Consider the following 22,829-nt stretch of genomic DNA (forward strand, 5'->3'; position numbering starts at 1 on the left):
GGGTCAGAAGCCGCACAATTTGATGACAATTTTGTAATCAAACTACGAGGTAACGCATGCAGGTGTTGTTAGTGGAAGATCAGCCCCAACTGGCGCAGCGCATGGCTCAAGGTCTGAGCGAGGCTGGCTTCACGGTAGAAGTCGCGGCGAATGGCATGGCGGCATTGCGCTTTGTTGAAAGTACCGAATACGACCTGGTGATCCTGGACGTAATGTTGCCGGGTCTGAATGCCTGGAAGCTGCAACAGGCCATTCGGCAGAAGGGGCAGACGCCGCTGCTGTTCCTGACCACGCCGGGCGGGATTGAAGATCGCCTGCGCGGGCTGGAATTGCATGAGGATGACTATTTGCTCAAGCCGTTTGAGGCCAAGGCGCTGGTGGCGCGGGTGAAGAAGGTGTTGCGGCGCGACCGCGGGCGGTGATTGATCAGGTATTTTTGCTGCCTGAGCCATCGCCATCGCGGACAAACCCCCTTCCACAGGGGAATGCATTTCAAATGTGGGAGGGGGCTTGCTCCCGATGAGGCCATCACCATCACCCCAAACCTACCTACCGCAATCCATCCCGAAACTGCCCCGGCGTCATCCCCGTCCAACGCTTGAACGCGCGGTTGAAGCTGCTGGTATCGGCAAACCCGAGTAAATGACTGATCTCGGCCAATGAGCAGTTCGGGTCGCGCAGGTGCAGCAATGCCAGGTTCTCCCGGCATTCATTGAGCAACGTATCAAACCGGCAGCCCTCATCCGCCAAGTGCCGCTGCAAGCTGCGCAGGCTCAGGTGCAAGGCCTGGGCGATGCGTTCGGCACTCGGCTCGCCATCCGGCAATTGCGCCTCGATGGCCGCGCGTACCTTGCGTTCCCAGGTCAACGGTTGCAGTTGGGCGAGGGTGCGCTTGAGCACGGTCTCATTATGTTCGGCCAGTTCCGGGTTGGCATCGTCCAGGTGGCTGTCGAAGTCATGGGCGGCGAATTCCAACGCGTCTTCCTCGGCACCAAAAAACACCGGTGCGCGAAATACCGTGTGCCAGGGGCTGGGGTCGGCAGGTTCAGGGCGCCGCAAGTGAACGGCCAAGGGGGCGTAGTCGCGGCCCAGGCGGTTACGGCAGGTGCGCACATAGATCGCCGCGAAGGCATCGATGGCTTCCAGCGCCGGTGCCGGACTGCCTGGGGGCTGCAGCAGGCGAAAGCGATAACGCTCGCCTTCGCGACTGAGCTCCAGCGTCAGCGCATCGCTGACCACCTGGTGATACCGCACGATGCGCTCGAACACCTCGCGCAGGCTGCCGCTGGCCACCAACGCATAGCCCAAGGCATGAAAGGTCGTGGGGCTGACAAACCGCGACACCCGCAAACCAATCGCCGGATCCCCGCTGGCCTGCACCGCCAGTTCCCACAAGCGCGTGGTGGCGGACAGCGGGTAGCGTGCATTGGGATCGTCCATCTGTTGTGGGTCGAGCCCGGCTTGCACGCACAGCGCGGCGCTGTCGAGGCCCAGGGCGTCGAGCTGCTTGCGCAGGGCGCGGGTCCAGCTGGCGAGGGAAGTGGGTTCAGTCATGGCGATTGGCGCTTGCGGTCAACAGGTTGGCGTGTGGGGCTAGCGTCCTGCAAGAAGCTCTGGTGCAGGATGTAACCATCAATAAATAAGAGGATGGGAGCATGGACGGTACTTCTGCAAGTCCCCAGCAGATGAACGCGCAACAGCGTTCGGCGCATATCCGTGAAGTGGTGCTGGCCGAGGGCGTGCGACTGCGCCGCCGGCACCCCTGGTTGCTGCATCAGGACGCGCTGGGCGCGGGCATCCTGGCGTTTGCGCTGGTCGGCATGGTGGGTTCGGCGGCGCTCTACATCACGGGGCACATGGCCTGGTGGGCGTGCCTGCTGCTCAATGCGTTCCTGGCCTCACTGACCCACGAGCTGGAACACGACCTGATCCACAGCATGTACTTTCGCAAACAGCGCGTGCCGCACAACCTGATGATGGGCCTGGTGTGGCTGGCGCGGCCGAGCACCATCAACCCGTGGGTGCGCCGGCACCTGCACCTCAACCATCACAAAGTCTCCGGTACCGAAACCGATATGGAAGAGCGCGCCATCACCAACGGCGAGCCGTGGGGTTTTGCGCGCTTGCTGATGGTCGGCGATAACGTCATGTCGGCGTTTATCCGCATCCTGAGGGCCAAAACCTGGAAGCACAAACGAGCGATCATCAAGCGCTCGCTGCTGGTGTACGCACCGCTGGCGCTGCTTCATTGGGGCGCGTGGTACATCTTCCTCGGCTTCCATGCCGCCAATGGTATTGCGGGTCTGATGGACACGCCGATTGAATGGTCGGCCGCTACCGTGCAGATGATGCACGTGATCGATATCGCCGCCGTGGTGATCATCGGGCCCAACGTGCTGCGCACCTTTTGCCTGCACTTCGTCAGCTCCAACATGCACTACTACGGCGATGTGGAACTGGGCAACGTGATCCAGCAGACCCAAGTGTTGAACCCCTGGTGGATGTGGCCGTTGCAGGCGTTCTGCTTCAACTTCGGCAGCACCCACGGGATTCACCATTTTGTGGTGAAGGAGCCGTTCTACATCCGCCAGATGACGGCCAAGGTAGCGCATAAGGTCATGGCCGAGATGGGCGTGCGTTTCAATGATTTCGGCACGTTTGCGCGGGCCAATCGGCTTGAACCCATGGCGTCGCCCCAGGCCCGGCTCAATCCGGCTGAAACGGCGACGCGCTGAGCACCACGCCGGTTTCGTCGACGTACTGCTGCCAGTGGCCGATCAACCTGGCGAGCTTGTCCGGATGACTCAAGGCCAGGTCGTGGATTTCGCCGGGGTCCTGGCCCAGGTCATACAGCTGCCAGGTCGCCGGGCCCACGGGGCCGGGAATGTACACGGCTTTCCACTGGCCCTGGCGAATCGCGCGGCGGCCAAACAGTTCCCAGCCGGTTACGGTGTCGTCGTCGTGCACCTGGGCGGTCTCGCCGGAGAGGAAGCCCAGCCACGACTTGCCCCGCAGCGGCGCCACCGGCTTGCCACGCCATTGTTTGCCCGGATGACGCACGCCGGCCAGGTCGAGGATGGTCGGCGTGATGTCCATCACCGTGCCGAACCCATGGCTGATACGACCTTTGAGCGACAACTGCGGATAGTGCACCAGCGCCGGCACGCGAATCCCGCCCTCGGTGGTGAACGCCTTGAACAATCGCGACGGCGCCGTCGCCACCTGCGCCCATGACGGGCCATACCAGACGTAGGAGTTGGCGCGGCCGATATTGTCGAGGCTGTTGTCGTAATGCTGGTTGAGGTAGGTGAGCAACTGCGGCCCGAACTTGGGGAACGCCTCCAGCAGCGCACCTTCGGCGCCGTTGTCGGACATGAACACAATGAACGTATTGTCCAACTGCCCCTGCTGGCGCAGGTAATCCACCACTCGGCCGATGTTCCAGTCCATGCGCTCGACCATCGCCGCATACACCTCCATGGCCCGCGCCGACACCTGGCGCTGTTCGTCGCTCAAGGCGGCCCACTGGGTGTTCAGCTCGATCAACGGATGGGGCTCGACGTCGGCGTCGATCAGCCCCAATGCCTTGAGTTTTTCCAGGCGTTCCAGGCGCAGCACTTCGGGGCCGGCGTCGTAGCGGCCACGGTACTTTTCGACGATGTCCGCAGGCGCCTGCAACGGCCAGTGCGGGGCGGAAAACGGCAGGTAGGCGAAGAACGGCCGGGCCTGGTCGCGCTCCTTGAGGTAGTGCAGCAGCTTGTCGCCGAAGGCATCGGAGGAATAGAAGTCCTTGGGCAGTTGCTCCACGAACCGGTCGTCTTCGATGTACAGCGCCGGGGTGGATTTGAGCAGGCCCGGGGTGTGCTCGTCGTAGGTCGGCTCGAAGCCATAATGGTTGGCGGCGCCCGGCAACAACGAGAACGAACGCTCGAAACCGCGGGCGTGGGGCGCCAGTTCGGCGGTCAGGCCCAGGTGCCACTTGCCGCTCATCAATGTCTGGTAACCGGCCTCGCGCAGCAGCTCCGGCAGTGCCACCACCTTGTCATTCAAGTAGCCCTCGTAGCCGGGCTTGCCGATCAGCTCCGGGGTCAGTGCCTCGGCCATGGTGCCGATACCGGCAATATGGTGGTCGGTGCCGGTGAGCAGCATCGAGCGGGTAGGCGAGCACGTCGGGGCGGTGTGGAAGTCGGTCAGGCGCAGGCCGTTCAGGGCGAGTGCGTCCAGGTGCGGCGTGGAAATTTCCCCGCCAAACGCACCGAGGTCCGAGAAGCCCATGTCATCGGCCAGGATCACGAGAAAATTGGGACGTTGCGGCATCAAGGCACTCCTTTTTTCAGCAGGCAATAAAGGCCAATGGCAGATCGCGGATCTGTTCGCGCATCGGCGGCTGGTAGTGGCCATCGTTGGTCAATTCATGCAGCAGTTCTTCGCGCAGTTGATGGAATTCAAAACTGCTGCGCTGACGTGGATGTGGCAGGGCGACGTCCACCACCTGCTTGATCCGCCCCGGCCGAGGCTCCATCACCACCACGCGGTCGGCGAGGAAAATCGCTTCCTCCACATCGTGGGTCACCAATACCGTGGTGATTTTGGCGCGGGCGCGGATCGCCAGGAGTTCGTCCTGCATCTGCTGGCGAGTCAGGGCGTCGAGGGCGCCGAACGGTTCGTCCAGCAGCAGGATGCGCGGGCTGGCCACCAGGCCGCGGGCAATCGCCACCCGTTGCGCCATGCCGCCGGACAGCTGGTGCGGATAGGCGCGGGTGAAATCGGTGAGGCCGACCAGCTCGATAAAATCGCTGATGCGCCGATTGCGCTCAGCGTCGCTCAGTGGCTCGTTGACCAGGCCCAGGCCGATGTTTTCCGCCACGGTGAGCCAGGGGAACAGACGATGCTCCTGGAACACGATGCCGCGCTCGCCGCCAATGCCGCTCACGGCTTTACCGTCGACGCGGATCTCGCCGCGAAACTGCGTATCCAGCCCCACCAGCAAACGCAGCAGCGTGGATTTGCCGCAGCCGCTGGAGCCGACAATCGCGACGAATTCGCCTTCTGCAATCTCCAGGTTGAATTCGCGGATGGCTTCCAGCTCGAAGCCGTCGACGTCGAAGGTCTTGCCCACATGGTTGAAGCTGACGATAGGTGCGTTCATGCGTGTCTCCAGCGGGTGGCGCGGGTTTCGATGCGCTGGCCGATCAGGTTGAGGGCCGCGCCGGTAAGGCCGACCAGGAGCATGCCGCTCATGATCAGGTCCATGCGCAGCAGTTGTTGGGCGCCGATCATCAGGCTGCCGATACCGCCGTTGGACGGCATGAAATATTCCGCACCGATGGTGCCCAGCCAGGCGTAGATCAGGCTCAGGCGCAGGCCGGCGAAAATCCCGGCTGCGGCGCCTGGCAGTACCAGGCGTCGCAGCCGTTGGAACAGATTGAGGCGCAACACCTGCGCCGCTTCGTTGAGCTGTGGCGACAGATTCAGCACGCTGCGTTGAGTGGCGATAAACAACGGGAAGAAGGCGGCGAGGGCGATAAACACCCACTTGGCCAACTCACCCAGGCCAAACCAGGCAGTGAGCAATGGCACCCAGGCGAAAATCGCGATCTGGCGCAAGGCGCTCAGGGTCGGCCCGAGTACCCGCTCACTGCGCCGTGACAGTCCGAGCCACAGGCCCATGGCAAAGCCAACGCCGCCACCGAGCAGCAAGCCGCCCAGGCTTCGCCCCAGGCTGGTGCCCAGTGCACCGCTGAGGTTGCCATCCACGACCCCGGCGACGGTGGTGTGCAGCACCACCCAAGGGCTGACCAGAATGTTCGGGTCGACCCAGCCTTGTTGCGTCGCGACCTGCCACAGCGCCAGCAACAGCAGGGGCAGCACCCACGGTTGCAGGCGCTGCCAGCCTTGATAGCGCGGCCCGCGACGAATCTGCGCCGTGGCCGGATGGGGCCAGTGCACCCATTTGCGGTCCAGCCAGCCAATGCCACGGTCCATCACCACGCCGAATACGCCGATGACCACGATGCACACGAAGACGATATCGAGCATGAACAGCTGGCGCGCCCACACCATCAGGTAGCCGATGCCTTCGCTGGAGGCCAGCAACTCCACCGCCAGCAGCGAGGTCCAGCCGGCCGCCAGGGCCAGGCGCACGCCGGCCATAAAGGCGGGCAGCGCAGCAGGCAGGATCAGGCGCCGGATCAACAGGTGCGTGGGCAGGCGCAGCACGCGGGCGGCTTCACGCAACTGGGGCTGGGCGTCGCGCACGCCCACCAGGGTATGCAGGGTGACGGGCACCACGATCGCCTTCACCAGCACCACCAGTTTCAGGGTTTCGCCAATGCCGAAGAACACCATGAACAGTGGAATCCAGGCCAGGGTCGGTACCTGCGACAACGCGCTGAACGTCGGAAACACCAGGCGCTCGGCGCGCGCGCTGAAACCCAGCACCGCCCCCAGCAGCGCCCCGGCGCCAATGCCCGCCAGCAACCCCCAGGACAGGCGTTGCAGGCTGATCGCCAGGTGGCTCCACAGCTCGCCGCCGGCCAGTTCCACGGCGCTGCTCCACACCAGGGACGGTGGCGGCAGGATCTGCTCGCTCATCCAGTGATTGCGGCTGGCCAGCCACCACAGCGCAAACAGCGTCACCGGCAGCAACCATGGCAACAGCCGTTCACAGCGCAGCGGCCAACGTGGCGTGGCGCCGGGAGCCGCGAGCGGGAGGCTCAAAAGTGAGATTCGGGCCATGGAGGACCTCCGTTGTCGCCAGGGGCGTTATGTGATTTCGATCTTATAAAAACGTAATCAAGATGATTGAGGGATAAGAAAAACCATTTAAAGCCTCGCCCCGGCACGCATCCAATGCATTCGAAGAATATTTTCGATGCTATTCATGCATAGCCCTCTGGAGCCTGCGTTTCCCTTCGTATAGTCCTAAAAGCTATTAAATTGTGAATTTATAGTATTTAAAGTTTTGACCAGGTTGTGCCTACTTTCTGCTCCCCAGGCGACCCTCGCCCACAAGGAGCTGCGCTTATGAAACTGCCGTTCAAACGTCTGATCACCCTGGTGGCAGGCACCGCATTGGCGGGCCTGGTACAGGCTGCCGACCTCAAGGAAATCCGCATCGCCGTGCCCGACCTCAGCGCAGGCAGCCAGCACAGCGGCGGGGGCATAACGGACGTGCTGCGCGAGCAGCAGATCTTCGAAAAAGCCTTTGCCGACCAAGGCATCAAGATCCAGTGGAATTACTTCAAGGGCGCCGGCCCTGTGATCAACGAAGCCTTCGCCAACGGGCAGGTGGACCTGGCGTACCTGGGCGACCTGGCGGCGATCATCGGCCGCTCCAATGGCCTGGAGACGCGCCTGCTCAGTGCCACCGCGCGGGACATCAAGCAGTACCTCGGCGTGGTGCCGGGTTCTGGCATCAAGACCTTGCAGGACCTCAAGGGCAAGCGCGTCGCGGTGTTCCGTGGCACGGCCAGCCAGTTGTCGTTCGACAGTGCATTGGCCAGCCAGGGCTTGAGTGAGAAGGACCTCAAAGTCATCAGCCTGGACTACAACGCCGCCAATGCCGCGCTGGCCGCCAAGCAGATCGACGCCACCTGGGGCGGTTCGAACCTGACGGCATTGCAAGCCAAGGGGCTGGCTGAAATACCGCTGACCACCAAGGACCTCGGTGGCGCCGGCAGCGTCCAGGCGGTGCTGGTGGGCAGCAAACAGTTTGTCGACGAGCACCCCGACGCCGTCGCCAAGCTGCTCAAGGCCCAGCAGCAGGCGGTGCACTGGTTGACCGATGACAACAACAAGCAAGCCTACATTGCGCTGGTGTCCGGGCTGGCCAGTTACCCGCCGGTGATCCTCACCAATGACTTGAAAGACCAGACCCTCAGCGAGATTTTCCCGTCGACCCTGGACCCGGTGTTCCTGGCTAAATTGCAGGGTTCGGTGGACCTGGCCTCCAAGGAGAAGCTGATTCGCAAGCCGTTCCAGGTGAGTGACTGGGTGGCGCCGAACCTGGCGGCGGCGGGGCTTTGAGTCGGGTGGTGCCTGGGCTATCGCCATCGGGGGCTTGCCCCCGATGAGGCCCGTCAAACCGCCACGCTCACCTCCTGCCTGTCCACCTCCACCAGCGTCTCGATCATCGCCTTCGCCGCCGGCGACAACCGCGAACCAGTGCGGCTGACAATCCCGCAGCGGGCGCTCATGGTCTCCATGTTCTGCGGCAGGTTGCGCCAGTGCAGCAGCTTCAACGTGCCGTGGGCGATGTCTTCGGCGAACGCCTCCTCGGTGCCGACGCCGATGGCATTGGACTGCAGCACGATCTTCACCAGCGCCGGGAAATGTTCGGTCTGGATGCTCGGGGAAAAATCCATGCGCCCGCTCAGGTTCGCCAACAGTTTGCGAATGCCCTGTGAGATCAGCGGCGCCGCCAGCGGGTAGTCGAACATGTCGTTGGTCGACAGGCTGTCCTTGGCCAGCAACGGGTGGCCCGGTCGGCAAAAAAATACCCCGCGCTTGGGGGTCAGCGCGCGGGTCTGGAAATTCGGGTCGGCTTCGAATTGGCGGATGTCGGCGATAAAGAATTCGATCTCTTCACGGCTCAGGGCACGGCTGAGTTTTTCCCAGTTATCCACCTGGAAACTGGTGCGGATTTTCGGGTGGGCGCTGATAAAGCGCGCCACCGCATCCGGCACCAGTTTCACCGCCGGTGCCGGGCCGCAGCCGAAGCGCAGGTCGCCGGCGTCGAGCTTGGTCATGCGCGTCACTTCACTGCTCAGCAAGGCGGCGCCGTGCACCAGGGACAGGGCATGTTGCAGCACCACTTGGCCCTCCGGCGTGGGGCGCAGGTCCTTGTGGCCACGGTCGACCAGCACGCAGCCGAACTCCTGTTCCAGCCCCTGGATGCTGCGGCTGAACGCCGGTTGGGTGATGCCCATGGCGTCTGCCGCACGCACGAAACTGCGGTGTTCGTTGAGGGCGATGAAGTAGCGCAGTTGGCGAAGATCCATATGCTTTCCCTGCATCTTAAAAATAGGTCGAAGGCATTTGCGACCACGGGAGCAGAGGTTTTAAATGCAAGCTCTTATTCCGTCAATGAAGCATTCGTTCATTTGCTAGACCTAAATTGCATATGGATAGAGCGTTGTCGGAAAGCGTCCCCATCAGCAGGCACAAGAGGGTCATCACCATGAGCAACGCCGCATTAGCTGTTCAACCCGTCGCCCAGGCGCTGGATATTCACCCGGTCGCCGGCCGCATCGGCGCCGAGATCCGCGGTATCAGACTGTCCGGCGATCTGGATGCCGCCACGGTCGAAGCCATCCAGCAGGCGCTGGTGCAGTACAAGGTGGTCTTCTTCCGTGAGCAGACTCACCTCGATGACCAGAGCCAGGAAGCCTTTGCCCATCTGCTCGGCGAGCCGATTGCCCACCCGACGGTGCCGGTGCGCGACGGCACGCGCTTCCTCATGGAACTGGACGGCACCCGTGGCCAGCGCGCCAATTCCTGGCACACCGATGTGACCTTCGTCGATGCCTACCCGAAAGCCTCGGTGCTGCGTTCGGTACTGGCGCCCAAGTCCGGTGGCGACACGGTCTGGGCCAACACCTCAAGCGCCTACAACGACCTCAGCGTCGAACTGCGCGCCCTGGCGGATAACTTGTGGGCAGTGCACAGCAACGAATACGACTACGCCGCGCTCAAGCCGGATGTGTCGGCCGAGCGGCTTGAGGCATACCGCAAGGTGTTCACCTCGACGGTGTACGAAACCGAGCACCCGGTGGTGCGCGTGCATCCGGTCAGTGGCGAGAAAACCCTGCTGCTGGGGCACTTCGTCAAGCGCCTGAAAGGTTATTCCCAGGCGGACTCGACCCAGCTGTTCAACCTGCTGCAAAGCCACGTCACCCGCCTGGAAAACACCGTGCGCTGGCGCTGGAACACCGGCGACGTGGCGATCTGGGACAACCGCGCCACCCAGCATTACGCCGTCGACGACTACGGCACCCAGGAACGCATCGTGCGCCGGGTGACGCTCAAGGGCGATGTGCCGGTGGGCGTGCACGGGCAGCGCAGCCAGACCACCAAAGGTCTCTGATGTGGGAGGGGGCAAGCCCGCTCACCACAGAGGTACCCGTTTGCTGTGCGACAGCGCTACTTCGAAGAGGTAGTGGGGGCCCCCACGTTCGATGTGTGGTTTACCACACGCCGATCTGCACCACCTTCTCCGCTTCCGGCTCACCGTAACGAAACCGTTGGCCACGCAGATCGATCTCTGCGTGGCTGATGGTGGTGCGTCGCTTCAACCCGCGCAGCCATTCGAACAGATACCCCACGTGGGTTTCGCGCACTTCGGCATAGGCCGGGTCGTTGCCCAGGTCGTGCAGTTCCTGCGGGTCGTTTTCCAGGTCGAACAGCTGTGGGCGGAAGCCGTCGTACGCCAGGTATTTCCAGCGTTCGCTGCGCACCATGGTCATCCGGCAACGGTCGATGGGTTGCGCCAGGCGTTCGCGGGCCGGGGCCTGGAAGGCGTAGTCGTACTCGGCGATGGCGTAGCGGCGCCAGCGGGTTTCCTGGCCGTGCAACAGCGGGATCAGCGAGCGGCCTTCCAGGCGATGCTCGGCCGCTGGCAAACCCAGGGCGTCGAGGAAGGTCGGCAGCGCATCGATGGTTTCCACCAGACGCGCGTCCACCGTGCCACGGCGGGTATCGGCGGCGGCGCGTGGGTCGCGCACGATCAGCGGAATGCCCACCGCAGGTTCCAGCAGAAATTCTTTTTCGCCGAGGAAGTGATCGCCGAGGAAATCGCCGTGGTCGCTGGTGAACACGATCAGGGTGTCGTCCCAACGGCCATTGCCTTGCAGGAAATCGAACAGGCGCCCGAGTTGGTCGTCGACCTGTTTGATCAAGCCCATGTAGGTGGGAATCACCGTGAGCCGTACCTCGTCACGGGAAAAGTTAAGGCTCTCCTGGTGCTGGCGGAACGCCTGGTACACCGGGTGATCGCTGGTCTCCCCTGGCTGGATCGGTGCCTGGATATGCTCGGCGCCATACAGCGCGTGATACGGCGCCGGTGCGATGTAGGGCCAGTGTGGCTTGATATAGGACAGGTGCAGGCACCACGGTTGTTCGGCCTGTTCACGGATAAAGTCGATGGCGCGGTCGGTGGTGTAGACGGTTTCCGAATGTTCCTCGGCCACGCGCGCGGGGCGGCCCGCATTGCGCATGTGCCAACCGCTGAGGACTTCGCCGTTTTCACCGGCTGCCGCATTGGCCCATTCGTGCCACGGGTTGGCGCCGCTGTAGCCCTGCTCGCGCAGGTAATGGGTGTAGGGCGCGGACTCGCGTTTATCCTCGAACAGCGGGCTGTCGGGGTAGATGCCGTCGTGACGCAGGTACGCCTCGAAGCCGACCTCGTTCAACGGCTCGGCCTGCTTGCTGTCAGGGTCGATATTCAGGCGTTGCAAGGCGTCCACATTGGGCGTGGCGTGGGTCTTGCCGACCAGCGCCGTGCGGATGCCGTGGGGGCGCAGGTAGTCGCCGAGGGTCAGTTCTTCCAGGGGCAACGGCACCGCGTTCCACGCCACCTGGTGGCTGCTGACGTAGCGCCCGGTATAGGCCGACATGCGCGAGGGCCCGCAGATGGTGCCTTGGGTATAGGCGCGGTTGAAGCGCACACCGGCGGCGGCCAGGCGATCGATGTTCGGCGTGTGCAAGTGGGCGTGGCCGTAGCACGACAGGTAATCGCGGCGCAGTTGGTCGCACATGATGTACAGCACGTTGCGCACGGGTTGGGGGTGGGACATGGGGCTTCACCAGACGGAGGACAGGTGAGGTTTTTCGCCGTTCGAGTGGGGGGCTGGCAAGTGCATTTGGGGACTGGCTTTGATGCAGTGAATGCATGGCCTAGACCGCAACGTTCTCCAGCGTGCACACCTCTTCATCCAACTCATCGACCTGCTTGATCTGCTCGATCATCGCTTCGGCCAGCGGCGACAAGCGATACCCCGCACGGCTGACGATGCCGTAGCGGGTGTAACGCTCCTCCAGATCCTCCGCCAGGCCCTCGATCGTCAAGCACACCAGTTCGCCCCGGGCCATGTGCAGCACATCGCTGTTGGCGCTGACGATGCCGATGGCGTCGGAGCGCAGCACCACGCCCATCAGGCTATAGCCGTTCTCGCATTCGACATTGGGCAGGTAATCGGGCCGGCCGCTGAGGTCGACGATGACCTTGCGCAGGTTGGGCGGGCGGATGGTCACGGCCAGTGGGTAACTCATCAGCTCGGCGGCGCTTACGCTGCCACGCCCGGCCAGTGGGTGGCCGGCGCGGCAGCAGAAATACCAGCGGCGCGGGCGCAGGCGGTGGGTGTGATAGTCCGGGTTGGCTTCGAAGTGGCGGGTGTCGGCGACGAAAAACTCGAACTCTTCACTGAGCAGGCGTTTGCTCAGGCTTTGCCAGTCGTCCACCTGGTACTGCACCCGTGCCTTGGGGTAGCGCCCGATAAAACTGCCGATGGCGCGCGGGATCAGGCCGCCGGCCGGTGCCGGGCCGCAACCGAAGCGCAATTCTCCCGCCTCCAGGCCATTGAACTGGCTGATCTCATTGGCCAACTGCTGCGCACCGCTGACCAGGCGCCGGGCGTGCTCCAGCAATACCTGGCCTTGTTTGGTCGGCGCCAGGTCTTTGCGGCCACGGTCAATCAGCTGGCAACCGGCGCTGTGTTCCAGGGCCTGGATACTGCGACTGAACGCCGATTGCGACAGGTTCACCGTCAACGCGGCGGCGACAAAACTGCGTTGTTCGGCAAGGGCGATGAAGTGACGAAGCTGGCGCAGATCGATATGCATTTTTCACATCAAAAATATCCGGGAAATGCATTGGCTATGCATTAGGTCGACTCCTTATAAAGGCTATCTCTTATGCAGTAAATGTTCGTAAAAACATAAATAAATAACCTAAAGGAATATCTCTCGATGGATATTTCCGGGTTCCGGAGCCGCTTATGAGTCTGTTGAAGTCCTTGCCCCTGGCCATTCTGGTGGCCGGCAGTTCCAGTTGGTCGCCGACCCAGGCCGCCGAAACGCCCGCGCCGGTAAGCAAGGGCGAGAGCGCCGGCGGCGAGTTGGAGACGGTCACCGTCACCGCCCGGCGGCGCACCGAAAGCGCCCAGGCAGTGCCGACGCCCATGAGCGTGATCGGCGGCCAGGCCCTGGAGAGCCAGCGGGTGTATCGGATTCAGGATCTGCAGCAACTGGTGCCCAGCGTCAACGTCGCCTACATGCATGCGCGCCAGTCCAGCGTGTCGATCCGCGGGCTTGGCAACAACCCGGCCAGCGATGGCCTGGAAGGCAGCGTAGGGCTGTATATCGACAACGTGTATCTCGGGCGGCCGGGCATGGCGGTGTTCGACCTGATGGACATCGAGCAGCTTGAAGTCTTGCGCGGCCCGCAAGGCACCTTGTTCGGCAAAAACACCACCGCCGGGGTGATCAACATCAGCACGCGCGCGCCGAGTTTTACCCCGGAGCGCAGCATTGAAACCTCGCTGGGCGAGGACGGCTACTTCCAGACCAAGGGCACGATTTCCGGCCCGCTCACCGATGACCTGGCGGGGCGTTTCTCGGCGTATCGCACCCGCAGCGACGGCGACATCAAGAACGAATACAACGGCCATGACCTCAACGGCGGCTCGCGCCAGGGCTTTCGCGGGCAACTGCTGTACAAGCCCAGCGAGACCTTCAACCTGCGCTGGATCGGCGATTACAACGAAGAGGATTCCAGCGCCGGCACCCGGGTGCTGTACAGCACCGGGCCGACCATCAACGGCACCAACCTCTACCAGTCGCGGGCCAACGCGGCAGGCGCGACCCTGGTCGATGGCACCCACCGCAAGGTCAACCTGGACAGCGACCAGCACGTCACCGTGTTCCAGGGCGGTACGTCGCTGGAGGCCAACTGGACGTTGCCGAGTGATTTCACCCTGACCTCGGTCAGTTCCTATCGCTTCTGGAATTTCACCCCGCGTAACGACGACGGCCTTAACGTGCCGGCGTCGTATAACGCCGGGGTGTCGGTGGAAGATAAGCAGTGGTCCCAGGAATTCCGGCTGGCTTCACCCACCGGCGGGTTCTTCGATTACGTGCTCGGTGCCTACTACTTCGGTAATTCGCTGGATAACAAATCCTTCAGCTATTACGGGCCGCAGGCCGACATCTGGAACGGCACGCCAGCCGGCGCACTGGCCAACGTCAGCAGCGTCGGCAACGGGCACATTCGCACCGACAGTTTTGCACTGTTTGCCCAGGGCACCTGGCACCTCACCGAGCGCCTGGATTTCACAGCCGGCCTGCGTGGCACCTATGAAGAAAAAAGTGCCTGGGTCACGCGTAACGCTCCCCTTGGCGGTGCGGCGGTCACCGGTGCTGCCGCGACGGCTCGACGCGGGCGCGCGGGGGCGTACGATTCCGGCGACCTCACGCAATACAGCACCAGCCCCTCGGGTTTGCTCAACCTGAGCTACCGCTTTAACGAAAACCTGCTGGGCTACGCGACCTTGTCCCATGGCGAGAAGTCCGGCGGGGTCAACCTGGCGGTAGGCTCGGCACCGACGGCCGGGGCCGACTCACTGCTGATCGGCACCGAGCGCGCCAATAACGTCGAACTGGGTTTCAAAAGCACCCTGTGGGACCGGCGGCTGCAGCTCAATGCCAACCTGTTCTGGACTCAGGTCAACGGCTACCAGACCAATGCCTATGACCAGGACAACCGTGTGCAGTACCTGACCAACGCCGGTTCGGTGCGCTCGCGGGGTGTCGAGGTGGAAAGCACCCTGGTGCCGATCAAGGGCCTGACGCTGAACCTCAACGGCTCGTTCAACGATGTGAGCTACCTGTCTTACAAAGATGCGCCGTGCCCGCCGGAAGTCAGTCTGCGCCCCGGTGCGCCGGCCTCCTGTGACCTGAGTGGGCACCAAGTGGTGGGGGCCTCGAAATGGATCGCCAACGCCAACGGCGAATACAAGTGGAACCTGGATAACGGCTTCGAACCCTACGTCACCGCCAGCTATGCCTTCCGCTCCAAGGCTGTGGGCACCGTGGAGGACTCCGACTATGGACAGATTCCTGCCTACGCCGTGGTCAACCTGTCCACCGGCCTGCGTGGCAACTATGAGCAAGGGCAGTGGGACGTGTCGTTATGGCTGAAAAACGCCTTCGACAAGACCTACTACACCACGCTGTGGACGGGGGGGAACGGCGGCTACGAAGGCCTGCTTGGTACGCCGCGCACGCTAGGAGTGACCGGGCGCTATGACTTCTAGCCCCGTGCGATAGGTGGCCGGGCTGAACACGCGCGTCACCACCAGCATCGCCACCGCCGTGACCGTCAGCACCACCCAGGCGCTGACAAAGTTGCCGGTCAGCCCGCGCAACCAGCCGGTCAGCCACGGCGACACCGCATTGATCAAGAAGCCCACGCCTTGCACAAAGGCCGCCAGTTGCCCGGCCTGGCGTGGGTCGCGATGGTGGTCGAGGGTCAGCAGCAGGCTCAAGGCGAAACACGCGCCCAGGCCGAAGCCGCACAGCGCCACCCAGAGGTGCGGATATTCCTGCGGCGCGACGATCAGGCCGAGGTAACCCACGGTCTGGGCCAGCAGGGCGATGCCCAGCAGCGGCCGACGGTCGATACCGCGCTGCGCCAGCACCGGCATCAACAGCGCGGCGAGCACCTGGAAGATGGTCATGAACGCCAGCAGCGAACCGCTGGGCAACACGCCCCAGCCAAGTTGCTGATAGTAGGCCGGCAGCCACGCCACCAGGCTCATGTAGCCGCAATTGACCAGGCCGAAATACAGCGCCAGCAACCAGGCGCGGCGATTGCGCAGGTCCTTGAAGGCCGGCACCACCTGTGGATTTCTGGCCGCGCCCAGGGGCAGCCAGGCCCATAGCAGCAAGGCGCCCAACGCCGGCAGCAGCCACACCCCCAACCCCGCCTGCCATTCCTGGAAATGCGTGGCCACCAGCGGGCTGAGCAGCGCTGCCAGCCCGCCGCCGGCCATCAGCGAGGCCGAATACACGCCCATCGCCACCGGCACGCGATGACGGAATTCGCGCTTGATCATCGCCGGCACCAAGGCCTGGATCAGCGCCACGCCCGCACCGCCGAGCAACGCCGTGACCAGCAGCGCCGACGCCTGGCCCATCAGCCAGCGTGCCAGGCACGCCAGCAGGATCATTATCAGGCCCAGGGCGATGCCGCGCCGTTCGCCAAGGCGGGCTTCCACGCGCACGCCCACCAGCGCCACCAGCCCCATGCACACCACCGGCAGGCTGGTCAGCAGGGCGCTGCTCTGGAAACTCAGGCCGGTGGCCTGGCGGATCTCGCCGAGCAACGGGCTGATGGAACTGAGGATCGGCCGCAGGTTCAGGCCGAGCACCACCAGCAGGCCCCAGCCGGCGAGGGATTTGTTCAGGGTCATGCAACGCTCTTGCAGTCGGCAAATGAGGCGTGAGTATGGCCAGCACCCAAGGTATTCTGAAATTAAATATAACCATGCCAACCAGTGGCAAAGAGAATGGTGACGCTGATGTTCGATCCCGTGTTGTTGCGCAGCTTTGTCGCCGTGGTGGACTGCGGCAACTTCACCCGTGCCGCCGAGCGCCTGCACTTGACCCAATCCACCGTGAGCCAGCAGATCCGCCGCCTGGAAGACGCGGTGGCGTGCCAGTTGCTGGACCGCGACCAGCGCCGCGTGGTCGCCACCGCCGAGGGCGAACGCTTGCTGGCCTATGCGCGGCGCATCCTCGCGTTGCATGAAGAAGCCACCGATGTGTTGATCAACCAACAGAGCGACGGCGTACTGCGCCTGGGGGTGCCGGAAGACTTTGCCGCCGAGCGCCTGATGCCGTTGCTGTCGGCATTTGTGCTGGCCTATCCACGGGTGCGCCTGGAGGTCACCAGCGGCCTGGGCCCCGAGTTGCAGCGCCAATACCGCAGTGGTGAATTCGACGTGTTGCTGGTCAAGCAGATGGGCAGCAGCGATGACTGCCTGGCCTCGTGGCCCGAGCCGCTGTGTTGGGTCGACAGCCGCAGCACCCCGTGCCTGGGGCGCGACCCTCTGCCGTTGGTGGCATTCCCGGTGGGCGGCCTGTACCGCAATGAAATGTTGCACCACTTGGAAGTGGGCGGCTGGCGCTGGCGCATCGGTTATTCCAGCGCCAGCCTGGCCAGCGTGTGTTCGGCGGTGGCGGCGGGGTTGGGTGTGAGTCTGTTGCCGCGACGGGTCGTGCAGCCAGGGCATGTGGAACTGGGGCCGGACAGCGGCTTGCCCGTGGTGCAAGGCGTGCGCCTGGCGTTGTATGCCCGTCATGGCCTGAGTGCCGCGGGGCAGTGCTTGCAGGCTGAGCTGTTCGATTTGTGTGCAAACAGCCCCGTTGAGCCATGCCTTAAGTGAATATTTTGTATGCCTGAAAAGCATCAAAAAAAACCACCTCGACGCCAGGCCACGTGGGCCGGGGCTTTGGTGTTTGCAGAGCATTCGTTTATTCAAATTTGATCTATCTATAACTTCAAAGATTACTTTAAGAGATAAGCGTCTGGCCCCGATGATTCAGCCCTCGACGGCCTTCCACGCAGGCCCGTCGGTTTTTTGGTTTCGAAACCGTAGGGAGTGAATCAATGGGCAATGTCCAGACCGCCGCCAGTGCACCCGAGGCGCAATGGCGCCAGGCACCGAGTGGTGAGTTGGTCGACCTTGGCCGGCCGCACCGCGCGCCGTTGGGGCAATTGCGGACGCAGCAAACCCCGAAGCGCTTCTCCAGCCGCCGCGAAGGGATCCTGCTCGGTTTGTTGGTACTGGCCCTGCACGGTGCAGTGATTTATTGGGTCAGCCAGAAACCCACGCCGGTGCTGCCGATTGTGCCGCCGGAGATTCCGCCGATGACCATCGAATTTTCCCAGCCGGCACCGCCCGTGGTGGAACCGCCACCGCCTGTGCCGCCACCACCGCCACCGCCTGTTGTCGAGCCACCGCCGCCGGTGGTGGATGAGTTGGCCGCCAAGCCGGCGCCGCCCAAGCCGATTCCAAAACCCAAGCCCAAGCCGGTGCCAAAGCCTGAGCCCAAGCCCGCACCGAAACCGGTCGAGCAGGCGCCCACGCCACCGCAACCGGCGCCACCGGCCCCTGCGCCCGCTCCGCCCGCGCCAGCCCCGGTGACACCGGCTTCGGCCAACGCCGCGTACCTCAAGAACCCGGCGCCGGAGTACCCGTCCCTGGCGCAGCGTCGCGGTTGGGAAGGCACGGTGTTGTTGCGGGTGCATGTATTGGCCAGCGGCAAGCCGGGCGAGATCCAGGTCCAGAAAAGCAGCGGTCGCCAGCAACTCGACGACGCCGCACTGACCGCCGTGAAGCGGTGGAGCTTCGTGCCGGCCAAGCAGGGCGATGTGGCCCAGGACGGCTGGGTCAGCGTACCGATCGACTTCAAGATTCACTAACTATTGCGCTGCGGTGTGCAGCACACGCCGCGACTAGTACAGAGGGAAAACATCATGGCATTAGCATCTCCACTTGAATCCATCGAAAGCGCGGTGATCTGGCTGCTGGTGGTCTTTTCGGTCGCCACCTGGGGCCTGGCCCTGCTCAAGGGCGTGCAGTTCGGTCGCCTTAAAGCGCAGGATCGCAAGTTCCACAAACAGTTCTGGGCGGCGTCGAGTCTCGACTCGGCCGCCGAGTTGGCCGAAACCCAGCCCGGCGCCGCTGCCCGTGTGGCCCAGGCCGGTTACGCCGCGATCCAGGTCGGGGAAGCGCCGCATGCGGCCGACCTGAGCCAGGCGATCAACCACCAGGACCGCCTCGAGCGTGCCCTGCGCCAGCAGATCGTACGTGAGCGCCGCTCCCTGGAAACCGGCCTGGCCGTGGTCGCCAGTATCGGCAGCACCTCGCCGTTTATCGGCCTGTTCGGCACCGTGTGGGGGATCATGGAAGCGCTCAAGGGCATCAGTGCCGCCGGCTCCGCCAGCCTTGAAACCGTGGCCGGCCCCATCGGTGCCGCCCTGGTTGCCACGGGCGTGGGGATCGCCGTCGCGGTGCCGGCGGTGCTGGTCTACAACTATTTCCTGCGTCGCCTGAAACTGACGGCTGCCGACCTGGATGACTTTGCCCACGACTTCTACAGCCTGGCGCAGAAGAATTCGTTCCGCGTGCTGCTGCACCCGGCCCTGACCAAGCATGCGCCTGGCAACCCGCAGAAAGTGAAGGAGGCGTCCTGAGATGGCCTTTTCCACGCAAGACAGTGATGAGGTGCTGAGCGAGATCAACGTCACGCCGCTGGTGGACGTGATGCTGGTACTGCTGGTGGTGTTTATCGTCACCGCGCCGCTGTTGACCAACGCGATCCCGATCAACCTGCCCAAGACCGAGGCCGTGGCCCCGGTGGAGCAGAAAGACCCGCTGGTGGTGAGCATCGACGGCGCGGGCAAACTGTTTATCAACAAGGACGAAATCCAGCCGGACCTGCTGGAATTCAACCTGCAGGCGGCGAAGGCCAAGGACCCCGATGTGCGGGTGCAACTGCAGGCTGACGATGGTGTGAACTACGGCGAAGTGGCGCGAGCCATGGCGTCTATCGAGCGCGCGGGGATTACCAAGCTGTCGGTGATTACCGCACGTTAGTTGCAACGCTTCCACCAATAGCCTCGACAACTTTTTGGCCGTTTCCTTGGCAGGGTGCGGCCTTTTTTTTGCCTGGGATTTACTCAACACCCCGAGTCCCTATGTGGAACCGGGTCGATGTGGGAGGGGGCTTGCTCCCGATGGCGGTGTATCAGCCGCCACCTGTATCAACTGACCCACTGCTATCGGGAGCAAGCCCCCTCCCACAGTTTGATCTTCATCGGCTTTGATATTTTGGTTATTAATAAATAGCTTCTTATTCCTTAACGAATATAACCCTCGTCCCTATACTGTTCAGCAACGTTAAACGCTGCAGGAGGGCACACCCATGCACAGCGAGTCGATTCGTTACCTGATCGTGCCGGGCTGGCAAGGATCGCCAGAAGATCATTGGCAAAGTCATTGGCAGAACAGCCTGCCCAACAGCGCCCGTGTGGAACAGGCCGACTGGCTGACGCCACGGCGCGAAGACTGGGTCGCCGCGCTGGCCGAGGCCATTGCGGCCGACAGCACGCCAGTGATCCTGATCGCCCATAGCTTGGGCTGCATCACCGTGGCGCATTGGGCGGCTACCGCGCCAGTGCAGTTCCTGCGCCAGGTGCGTGGCGCCTTGCTGGTGGCTCCGGCCGATGTCGAACGCCCGGCGTGCTCACCTGCCCTGCGCAACTTTGCGCCGATTCCGACCGACTTGCTGCCGTTTCCCACCCAGGTGGTCAGCTCCGATAACGACAGCGCCGTCAGCGCTCCCCGGGCCGTGGAACTGGCGCGTAACTGGGGCGCTGAAGCCGGCATCCTGTCCGGTGCCGGCCATATCAATGTGAAGTCCGGCCACCAGCGTTGGGAGCAGGGTTTCGCCTACCTTTATCGCCTGCAAAGCCGCCTTGAGCATCACGCCCGGCGCACTGCCTGACTATCTTTAAACGCCCCGTCCCTGAGTGGATTTGGGGCGGGAGCCTGCCATGAGCCTGCATGAAACCTACGGCCAGCCACTGCTGACCTTCCCCGACGCGGAAAAAAGCCCGCTGAGCATTCGCGCCAAAGCGTTGGTCTTTGTTGATCCACGCTCGCGGCAACTGCGCGAAGACTTGGAAAGCCTCGCGCCGCGCGCCTTACCGGTGCTGATTCGCGGCGAGACCGGCAGCGGTAAAGAGCTGCTGGCGCGGCACATCCACCGTGGCAGCGACCGCACCGGGCTGTTTGTCTCGGTCAATTGCGGCGCCATCAGCCCGACCTATGCCGATGCCGAGTTGTTCGGTTATGCGGCCGGTGCCCACAGTGGCGCGGCCAGCAGCCGTGCGGGGTGGTTCGGTTCGGCGAATGGCGGCACCTTGTACTTGGATGAGATCGGCGACTTGCCGCTACCGATCCAGGTAAAACTACTGGCCGCACTGGAAAACCATGAAGTCACCCGCGTCGGCGCCCATCAGCCCAGCCCGGTGGATGTGCGCCTGGTGGCGGCCACCAGCATCGACTTGGCCCAGGCCGTGGCCGCCGGCAAGTTCCATGAGCGCTTGTTCCATTACCTGAGCGAAGGCCAGCTGGACTTGCCCGCCTTGCGCGAGCGTGTCGGTGACATCCTGTCCCTGGCCGAGTATTTCCTGGGCATCTACAGCCAGCGCCTGGACCTGCCGGTGCCGCTGATCAGCGACGCCGCCCAGCGCGTGCTGGAGCACCACACCTGGCCGGGCAATACCCGTGAGCTGGAAAACGTTATTCACTTTGCATTACTGGTCAGCAGCGGCGATGAGATTTTGCCCGAGCATCTGAATTTGCCTGTGGGGGGCACGCCGTTGGAGCAGGTACAGCGAATTTTCAACACGGCCAGCCCCGCCGAGCAGGAAGCCTTGCGCAGCTTTCTACGTGAACAAGCCACTACATGAGCAAAATGGAATATCAACGTGAATAAAAGATATTGTTCGGGAATAAAAAATCTAGGTATTGTCCCTCCCACGCCGCGATAGCACTTCGCTGGCACACCACATAAAAAACGGCCGTCAGAGACGACCCGGAATTTCGATAAGGACACTGCATGAAAAAGGTTCTGTTGTTTACCGCACTGGCGGCTGCCCTGACTGCTGGCTTCGCCCAGGCAAACGAGAAACTGGTGGTGGCCGCGACCCCAGTGCCGCACGCCGAGATCCTCGAATTGGTCAAGCCAACTCTCGCCAAAGAAGGCGTGGACTTGGAAATCAAAGTCTTCACCGACTACGTACAACCTAACGTGCAGGTGGCTGAGAAGCGCCTGGATGCCAACTACTTCCAGACCCTGCCGTACCTGGAAAACTTCAACAAGGGCAAGGGCACCAACCTGGTCACCGTGGTTGGCGTGCACGTTGAACCCTTCGGCGGTTACTCGAAAAAGATCAAGAACATCTCCGAGCTGAAAGATGGCGCCACCGTGGCCATTCCTAACGAAGGCTCCAACAGCGGCCGCGCCCTGTTGCTGCTGCAGAAAGCCGGTGTGATCACCCTGAAAGATCCGACCAACGCCCTGGCCACGCCAAAAGACATCGCCAGCAACCCCAAGAACCTGAAGTTCAAAGAGCTGGAATCGGCCCTGCTGCCACGCGTGCTGGATCAGGTTGACCTGGACTTGATCAACACCAACTACGCCCTGGAAGCTGGCCTCAACCCAGCCAAGGACGCGCTCATCATCGAAAGCGCTGACTCGCCGTACGTGAACTTCCTGGTGGCTCGCCCGGACAACAAGGACAGCGACGCTATCCAGAAACTGTCCAAGGCCCTGACCAGCCCGGAAGTCAAAGCTTTCATCGAGAAGAAGTACAACGGTGCGGTAGTGCCTGCGTTCTGATGTAACTGAAAACCCCCTTCAAGGTTTTAACGCCGATGGCTTATATAGCGTCGGCGTTTTTTATGCCTGAAATTTGGAATGCAATCCAAATGTGGGAGGGGGCTTGCCCCCGATTGCAGTGTGTCAGCCAATCAATCTGTAACTGATACACCGCCATCGGGGTGTAGAACCGTAGACATCGTTTACATCTGAAACCGGGGACATCGTTTACACATTTGAGGCTTGGACGCGGGTCATACCTCGTCCAAGCCTCCCCAAGGGATAATCACACAGGTACAAATCCCAGACATCATCCTCAGCTTCTTTGAGCCCTATCCTTTCCCCGGATAATGCCTCGCTGACAAATACCAACTTGC

General features: G+C 62.7%; 20 protein-coding genes and 1 pseudogene. 12 read left to right on the plus strand and 9 right to left on the minus strand.

Going from position 1 to position 22,829, the window contains the following annotated elements; genetic code table 11:
* Nucleotides 1–56: 56 nt before the first annotated feature.
* Nucleotides 57–422 carry a response regulator gene (locus BM403_RS28135; protein ID WP_043204631.1) on the plus strand — a complete coding sequence of 122 codons (366 nt, stop codon included), beginning with the start codon at nt 57–59 and terminating at the stop codon, nt 420–422.
* Nucleotides 423–549: 127 nt separating this feature from the next.
* On the opposite strand, the gene BM403_RS28140 is transcribed toward BM403_RS28135, so the two are convergent.
* Nucleotides 550–1,554, minus strand: a complete 1,005-nt coding sequence (locus tag BM403_RS28140; RefSeq protein ID WP_012721632.1) for an AraC family transcriptional regulator — start codon at nt 1,552–1,554, stop codon at nt 550–552.
* 101 nt (nt 1,555–1,655) lie between these two features.
* Here BM403_RS28140 and BM403_RS28145 point away from each other — a divergent pair, with 101 nt between their 5' ends.
* Complete coding sequence (locus BM403_RS28145) at nt 1,656–2,735, plus strand: fatty acid desaturase (protein ID WP_093546239.1); 1,080 nt, start codon at nt 1,656–1,658, stop codon at nt 2,733–2,735.
* On the opposite strand, the gene BM403_RS28150 is transcribed toward BM403_RS28145, so the two are convergent.
* Genes BM403_RS28150 through BM403_RS28160 form a run of 3 tightly spaced genes read right to left on the minus strand, consistent with a single transcriptional unit; the run spans nt 2,707 to nt 6,738 of the window.
* Nucleotides 2,707–4,317: an arylsulfatase gene (locus tag BM403_RS28150; protein WP_012721634.1), complete on the minus strand. Its 1,611-nt coding sequence runs from the start codon at nt 4,315–4,317 to the stop codon at nt 2,707–2,709. The genes BM403_RS28145 and BM403_RS28150 overlap by 29 nt on opposite strands.
* A gap of 16 nt (nt 4,318–4,333) precedes the next feature.
* A complete protein-coding gene (locus BM403_RS28155) occupies nt 4,334–5,149 on the minus strand; it encodes an ABC transporter ATP-binding protein (protein ID WP_012721635.1) in 816 nt (271 codons plus the stop codon).
* Entirely contained in the window at nt 5,146–6,738 is a 1,593-nt protein-coding gene (locus BM403_RS28160) for an ABC transporter permease (RefSeq protein WP_012721636.1), read from the minus strand. Before BM403_RS28160 ends, BM403_RS28155 begins: the two co-directional genes overlap by 4 nt.
* Before the next feature lie 288 nt (nt 6,739–7,026).
* On the opposite strand from BM403_RS28160, the gene BM403_RS28165 reads away from it, so the two are divergent.
* A complete protein-coding gene (locus tag BM403_RS28165) occupies nt 7,027–8,028 on the plus strand; it encodes an ABC transporter substrate-binding protein (RefSeq protein ID WP_012721637.1) in 1,002 nt (333 codons plus the stop codon).
* Between the two features lie 53 nt (nt 8,029–8,081).
* Here BM403_RS28165 and BM403_RS28170 read toward each other — a convergent pair whose 3' ends face one another.
* The gene (locus BM403_RS28170) at nt 8,082–9,002 is read right to left on the minus strand and encodes a LysR family transcriptional regulator (RefSeq protein WP_012721638.1); all 921 of its coding nucleotides are present in this window, start codon (nt 9,000–9,002) and stop codon (nt 8,082–8,084) included.
* 179 nt (nt 9,003–9,181) lie between these two features.
* Between BM403_RS28170 and BM403_RS28175 the strand changes: the two genes are divergently transcribed.
* Nucleotides 9,182–10,087, plus strand: a complete 906-nt coding sequence (locus BM403_RS28175; protein WP_012721639.1) for a TauD/TfdA dioxygenase family protein — start codon at nt 9,182–9,184, stop codon at nt 10,085–10,087.
* A 100-nt stretch (nt 10,088–10,187) separates the two neighbouring features.
* On the opposite strand, the gene BM403_RS28180 is transcribed toward BM403_RS28175, so the two are convergent.
* Together BM403_RS28180 and BM403_RS28185 are read right to left on the minus strand one after the other, a co-directional pair.
* Nucleotides 10,188–11,795: an alkaline phosphatase family protein gene (locus BM403_RS28180; protein ID WP_012721640.1), complete on the minus strand. Its 1,608-nt coding sequence runs from the start codon at nt 11,793–11,795 to the stop codon at nt 10,188–10,190.
* Nucleotides 11,796–11,895: 100 nt separating this feature from the next.
* Nucleotides 11,896–12,840, minus strand: coding sequence for a LysR family transcriptional regulator (locus tag BM403_RS28185; RefSeq protein ID WP_012721641.1), 945 nt, complete (start codon nt 12,838–12,840; stop codon nt 11,896–11,898).
* Nucleotides 12,841–12,995: 155 nt separating this feature from the next.
* Here BM403_RS28185 and BM403_RS28190 point away from each other — a divergent pair, with 155 nt between their 5' ends.
* A complete protein-coding gene (locus BM403_RS28190) occupies nt 12,996–15,311 on the plus strand; it encodes a TonB-dependent receptor (RefSeq protein ID WP_012721642.1) in 2,316 nt (771 codons plus the stop codon).
* Here BM403_RS28190 and BM403_RS28195 read toward each other — a convergent pair.
* A complete protein-coding gene (locus tag BM403_RS28195; RefSeq protein WP_012721643.1) occupies nt 15,282–16,469 on the minus strand; it encodes a CynX/NimT family MFS transporter in 1,188 nt (395 codons plus the stop codon). The two genes, BM403_RS28190 and BM403_RS28195, sit on opposite strands and share 30 nt — an antisense overlap.
* Before the next feature lie 108 nt (nt 16,470–16,577).
* Between BM403_RS28195 and BM403_RS28200 the strand changes: the two genes are divergently transcribed.
* From BM403_RS28200 to BM403_RS28230, 7 genes are all read left to right on the plus strand, one after another.
* The gene (locus tag BM403_RS28200; RefSeq protein WP_027607856.1) at nt 16,578–17,444 is read left to right on the plus strand and encodes a LysR family transcriptional regulator; all 867 of its coding nucleotides are present in this window, start codon (nt 16,578–16,580) and stop codon (nt 17,442–17,444) included.
* Nucleotides 17,445–17,668: 224 nt separating this feature from the next.
* Nucleotides 17,669–18,484, plus strand: a complete 816-nt coding sequence (locus tag BM403_RS28205; RefSeq protein WP_012721645.1) for an energy transducer TonB — start codon at nt 17,669–17,671, stop codon at nt 18,482–18,484.
* 54 nt (nt 18,485–18,538) lie between these two features.
* Nucleotides 18,539–19,258, plus strand: a complete 720-nt coding sequence (locus tag BM403_RS28210) for a MotA/TolQ/ExbB proton channel family protein (RefSeq protein ID WP_027607855.1) — start codon at nt 18,539–18,541, stop codon at nt 19,256–19,258.
* A gap of 1 nt (nt 19,259) precedes the next feature.
* Entirely contained in the window at nt 19,260–19,661 is a 402-nt protein-coding gene (locus BM403_RS28215; RefSeq protein WP_010565408.1) for an ExbD/TolR family protein, read from the plus strand.
* 328 nt (nt 19,662–19,989) lie between these two features.
* Nucleotides 19,990–20,571 carry an alpha/beta hydrolase gene (locus BM403_RS28220; RefSeq protein ID WP_012721647.1) on the plus strand — a complete coding sequence of 194 codons (582 nt, stop codon included), beginning with the start codon at nt 19,990–19,992 and terminating at the stop codon, nt 20,569–20,571.
* Nucleotides 20,572–20,620: 49 nt separating this feature from the next.
* Nucleotides 20,621–21,541, plus strand: a complete 921-nt coding sequence (locus BM403_RS28225; RefSeq protein ID WP_012721648.1) for a sigma 54-interacting transcriptional regulator — start codon at nt 20,621–20,623, stop codon at nt 21,539–21,541.
* Between the two features lie 149 nt (nt 21,542–21,690).
* On the plus strand, nt 21,691–22,473 hold the full coding sequence (locus BM403_RS28230; protein ID WP_012721649.1) for a MetQ/NlpA family ABC transporter substrate-binding protein: 783 nt from the start codon (nt 21,691–21,693) through the stop codon (nt 22,471–22,473).
* A 207-nt stretch (nt 22,474–22,680) separates the two neighbouring features.
* Here BM403_RS28230 and BM403_RS32700 read toward each other — a convergent pair.
* Nucleotides 22,681–22,829: pseudogene (locus tag BM403_RS32700) on the minus strand (IS481 family transposase); the annotation flags it as partial.

It is taken from the genome of Pseudomonas sp. OV546 (genome assembly GCF_900116845.1).
Classification (GTDB): Bacteria; Pseudomonadota; Gammaproteobacteria; order Pseudomonadales; family Pseudomonadaceae; genus Aquipseudomonas; species Aquipseudomonas petroselini.

Bases quoted from the DNA above. Each gene is read 5' to 3' on its own strand.
- BM403_RS28135 (WP_043204631.1), top strand. From the start codon at position 57: ATGCAGGTGTTGTTAGTGGAAGATCAGCCCCAACTGGCGCAGCGCATG.
- BM403_RS28230 (WP_012721649.1), top strand. From the start codon at position 21,691: ATGAAAAAGGTTCTGTTGTTTACCGCACTGGCGGCTGCCCTGACTGCT.
- BM403_RS28200 (WP_027607856.1), top strand. From the start codon at position 16,578: ATGTTCGATCCCGTGTTGTTGCGCAGCTTTGTCGCCGTGGTGGACTGC.
- BM403_RS28170 (WP_012721638.1), bottom strand. From the start codon at position 9,002: ATGGATCTTCGCCAACTGCGCTACTTCATCGCCCTCAACGAACACCGC.
- BM403_RS28165 (WP_012721637.1), top strand. From the start codon at position 7,027: ATGAAACTGCCGTTCAAACGTCTGATCACCCTGGTGGCAGGCACCGCA.
- BM403_RS28205 (WP_012721645.1), top strand. From the start codon at position 17,669: ATGGGCAATGTCCAGACCGCCGCCAGTGCACCCGAGGCGCAATGGCGC.
- BM403_RS28190 (WP_012721642.1), top strand. From the start codon at position 12,996: ATGAGTCTGTTGAAGTCCTTGCCCCTGGCCATTCTGGTGGCCGGCAGT.
- BM403_RS28185 (WP_012721641.1), bottom strand. From the start codon at position 12,840: ATGCATATCGATCTGCGCCAGCTTCGTCACTTCATCGCCCTTGCCGAA.
- BM403_RS28225 (WP_012721648.1), top strand. From the start codon at position 20,621: ATGAGCCTGCATGAAACCTACGGCCAGCCACTGCTGACCTTCCCCGAC.
- BM403_RS28215 (WP_010565408.1), top strand. From the start codon at position 19,260: ATGGCCTTTTCCACGCAAGACAGTGATGAGGTGCTGAGCGAGATCAAC.
- BM403_RS28145 (WP_093546239.1), top strand. From the start codon at position 1,656: ATGGACGGTACTTCTGCAAGTCCCCAGCAGATGAACGCGCAACAGCGT.
- BM403_RS28195 (WP_012721643.1), bottom strand. From the start codon at position 16,469: ATGACCCTGAACAAATCCCTCGCCGGCTGGGGCCTGCTGGTGGTGCTC.
- BM403_RS28140 (WP_012721632.1), bottom strand. From the start codon at position 1,554: ATGACTGAACCCACTTCCCTCGCCAGCTGGACCCGCGCCCTGCGCAAG.
- BM403_RS28220 (WP_012721647.1), top strand. From the start codon at position 19,990: ATGCACAGCGAGTCGATTCGTTACCTGATCGTGCCGGGCTGGCAAGGA.
- BM403_RS28160 (WP_012721636.1), bottom strand. From the start codon at position 6,738: ATGGCCCGAATCTCACTTTTGAGCCTCCCGCTCGCGGCTCCCGGCGCC.
- BM403_RS28210 (WP_027607855.1), top strand. From the start codon at position 18,539: ATGGCATTAGCATCTCCACTTGAATCCATCGAAAGCGCGGTGATCTGG.
- BM403_RS28155 (WP_012721635.1), bottom strand. From the start codon at position 5,149: ATGAACGCACCTATCGTCAGCTTCAACCATGTGGGCAAGACCTTCGAC.
- BM403_RS28180 (WP_012721640.1), bottom strand. From the start codon at position 11,795: ATGTCCCACCCCCAACCCGTGCGCAACGTGCTGTACATCATGTGCGAC.
- BM403_RS28150 (WP_012721634.1), bottom strand. From the start codon at position 4,317: ATGCCGCAACGTCCCAATTTTCTCGTGATCCTGGCCGATGACATGGGC.
- BM403_RS28175 (WP_012721639.1), top strand. From the start codon at position 9,182: ATGAGCAACGCCGCATTAGCTGTTCAACCCGTCGCCCAGGCGCTGGAT.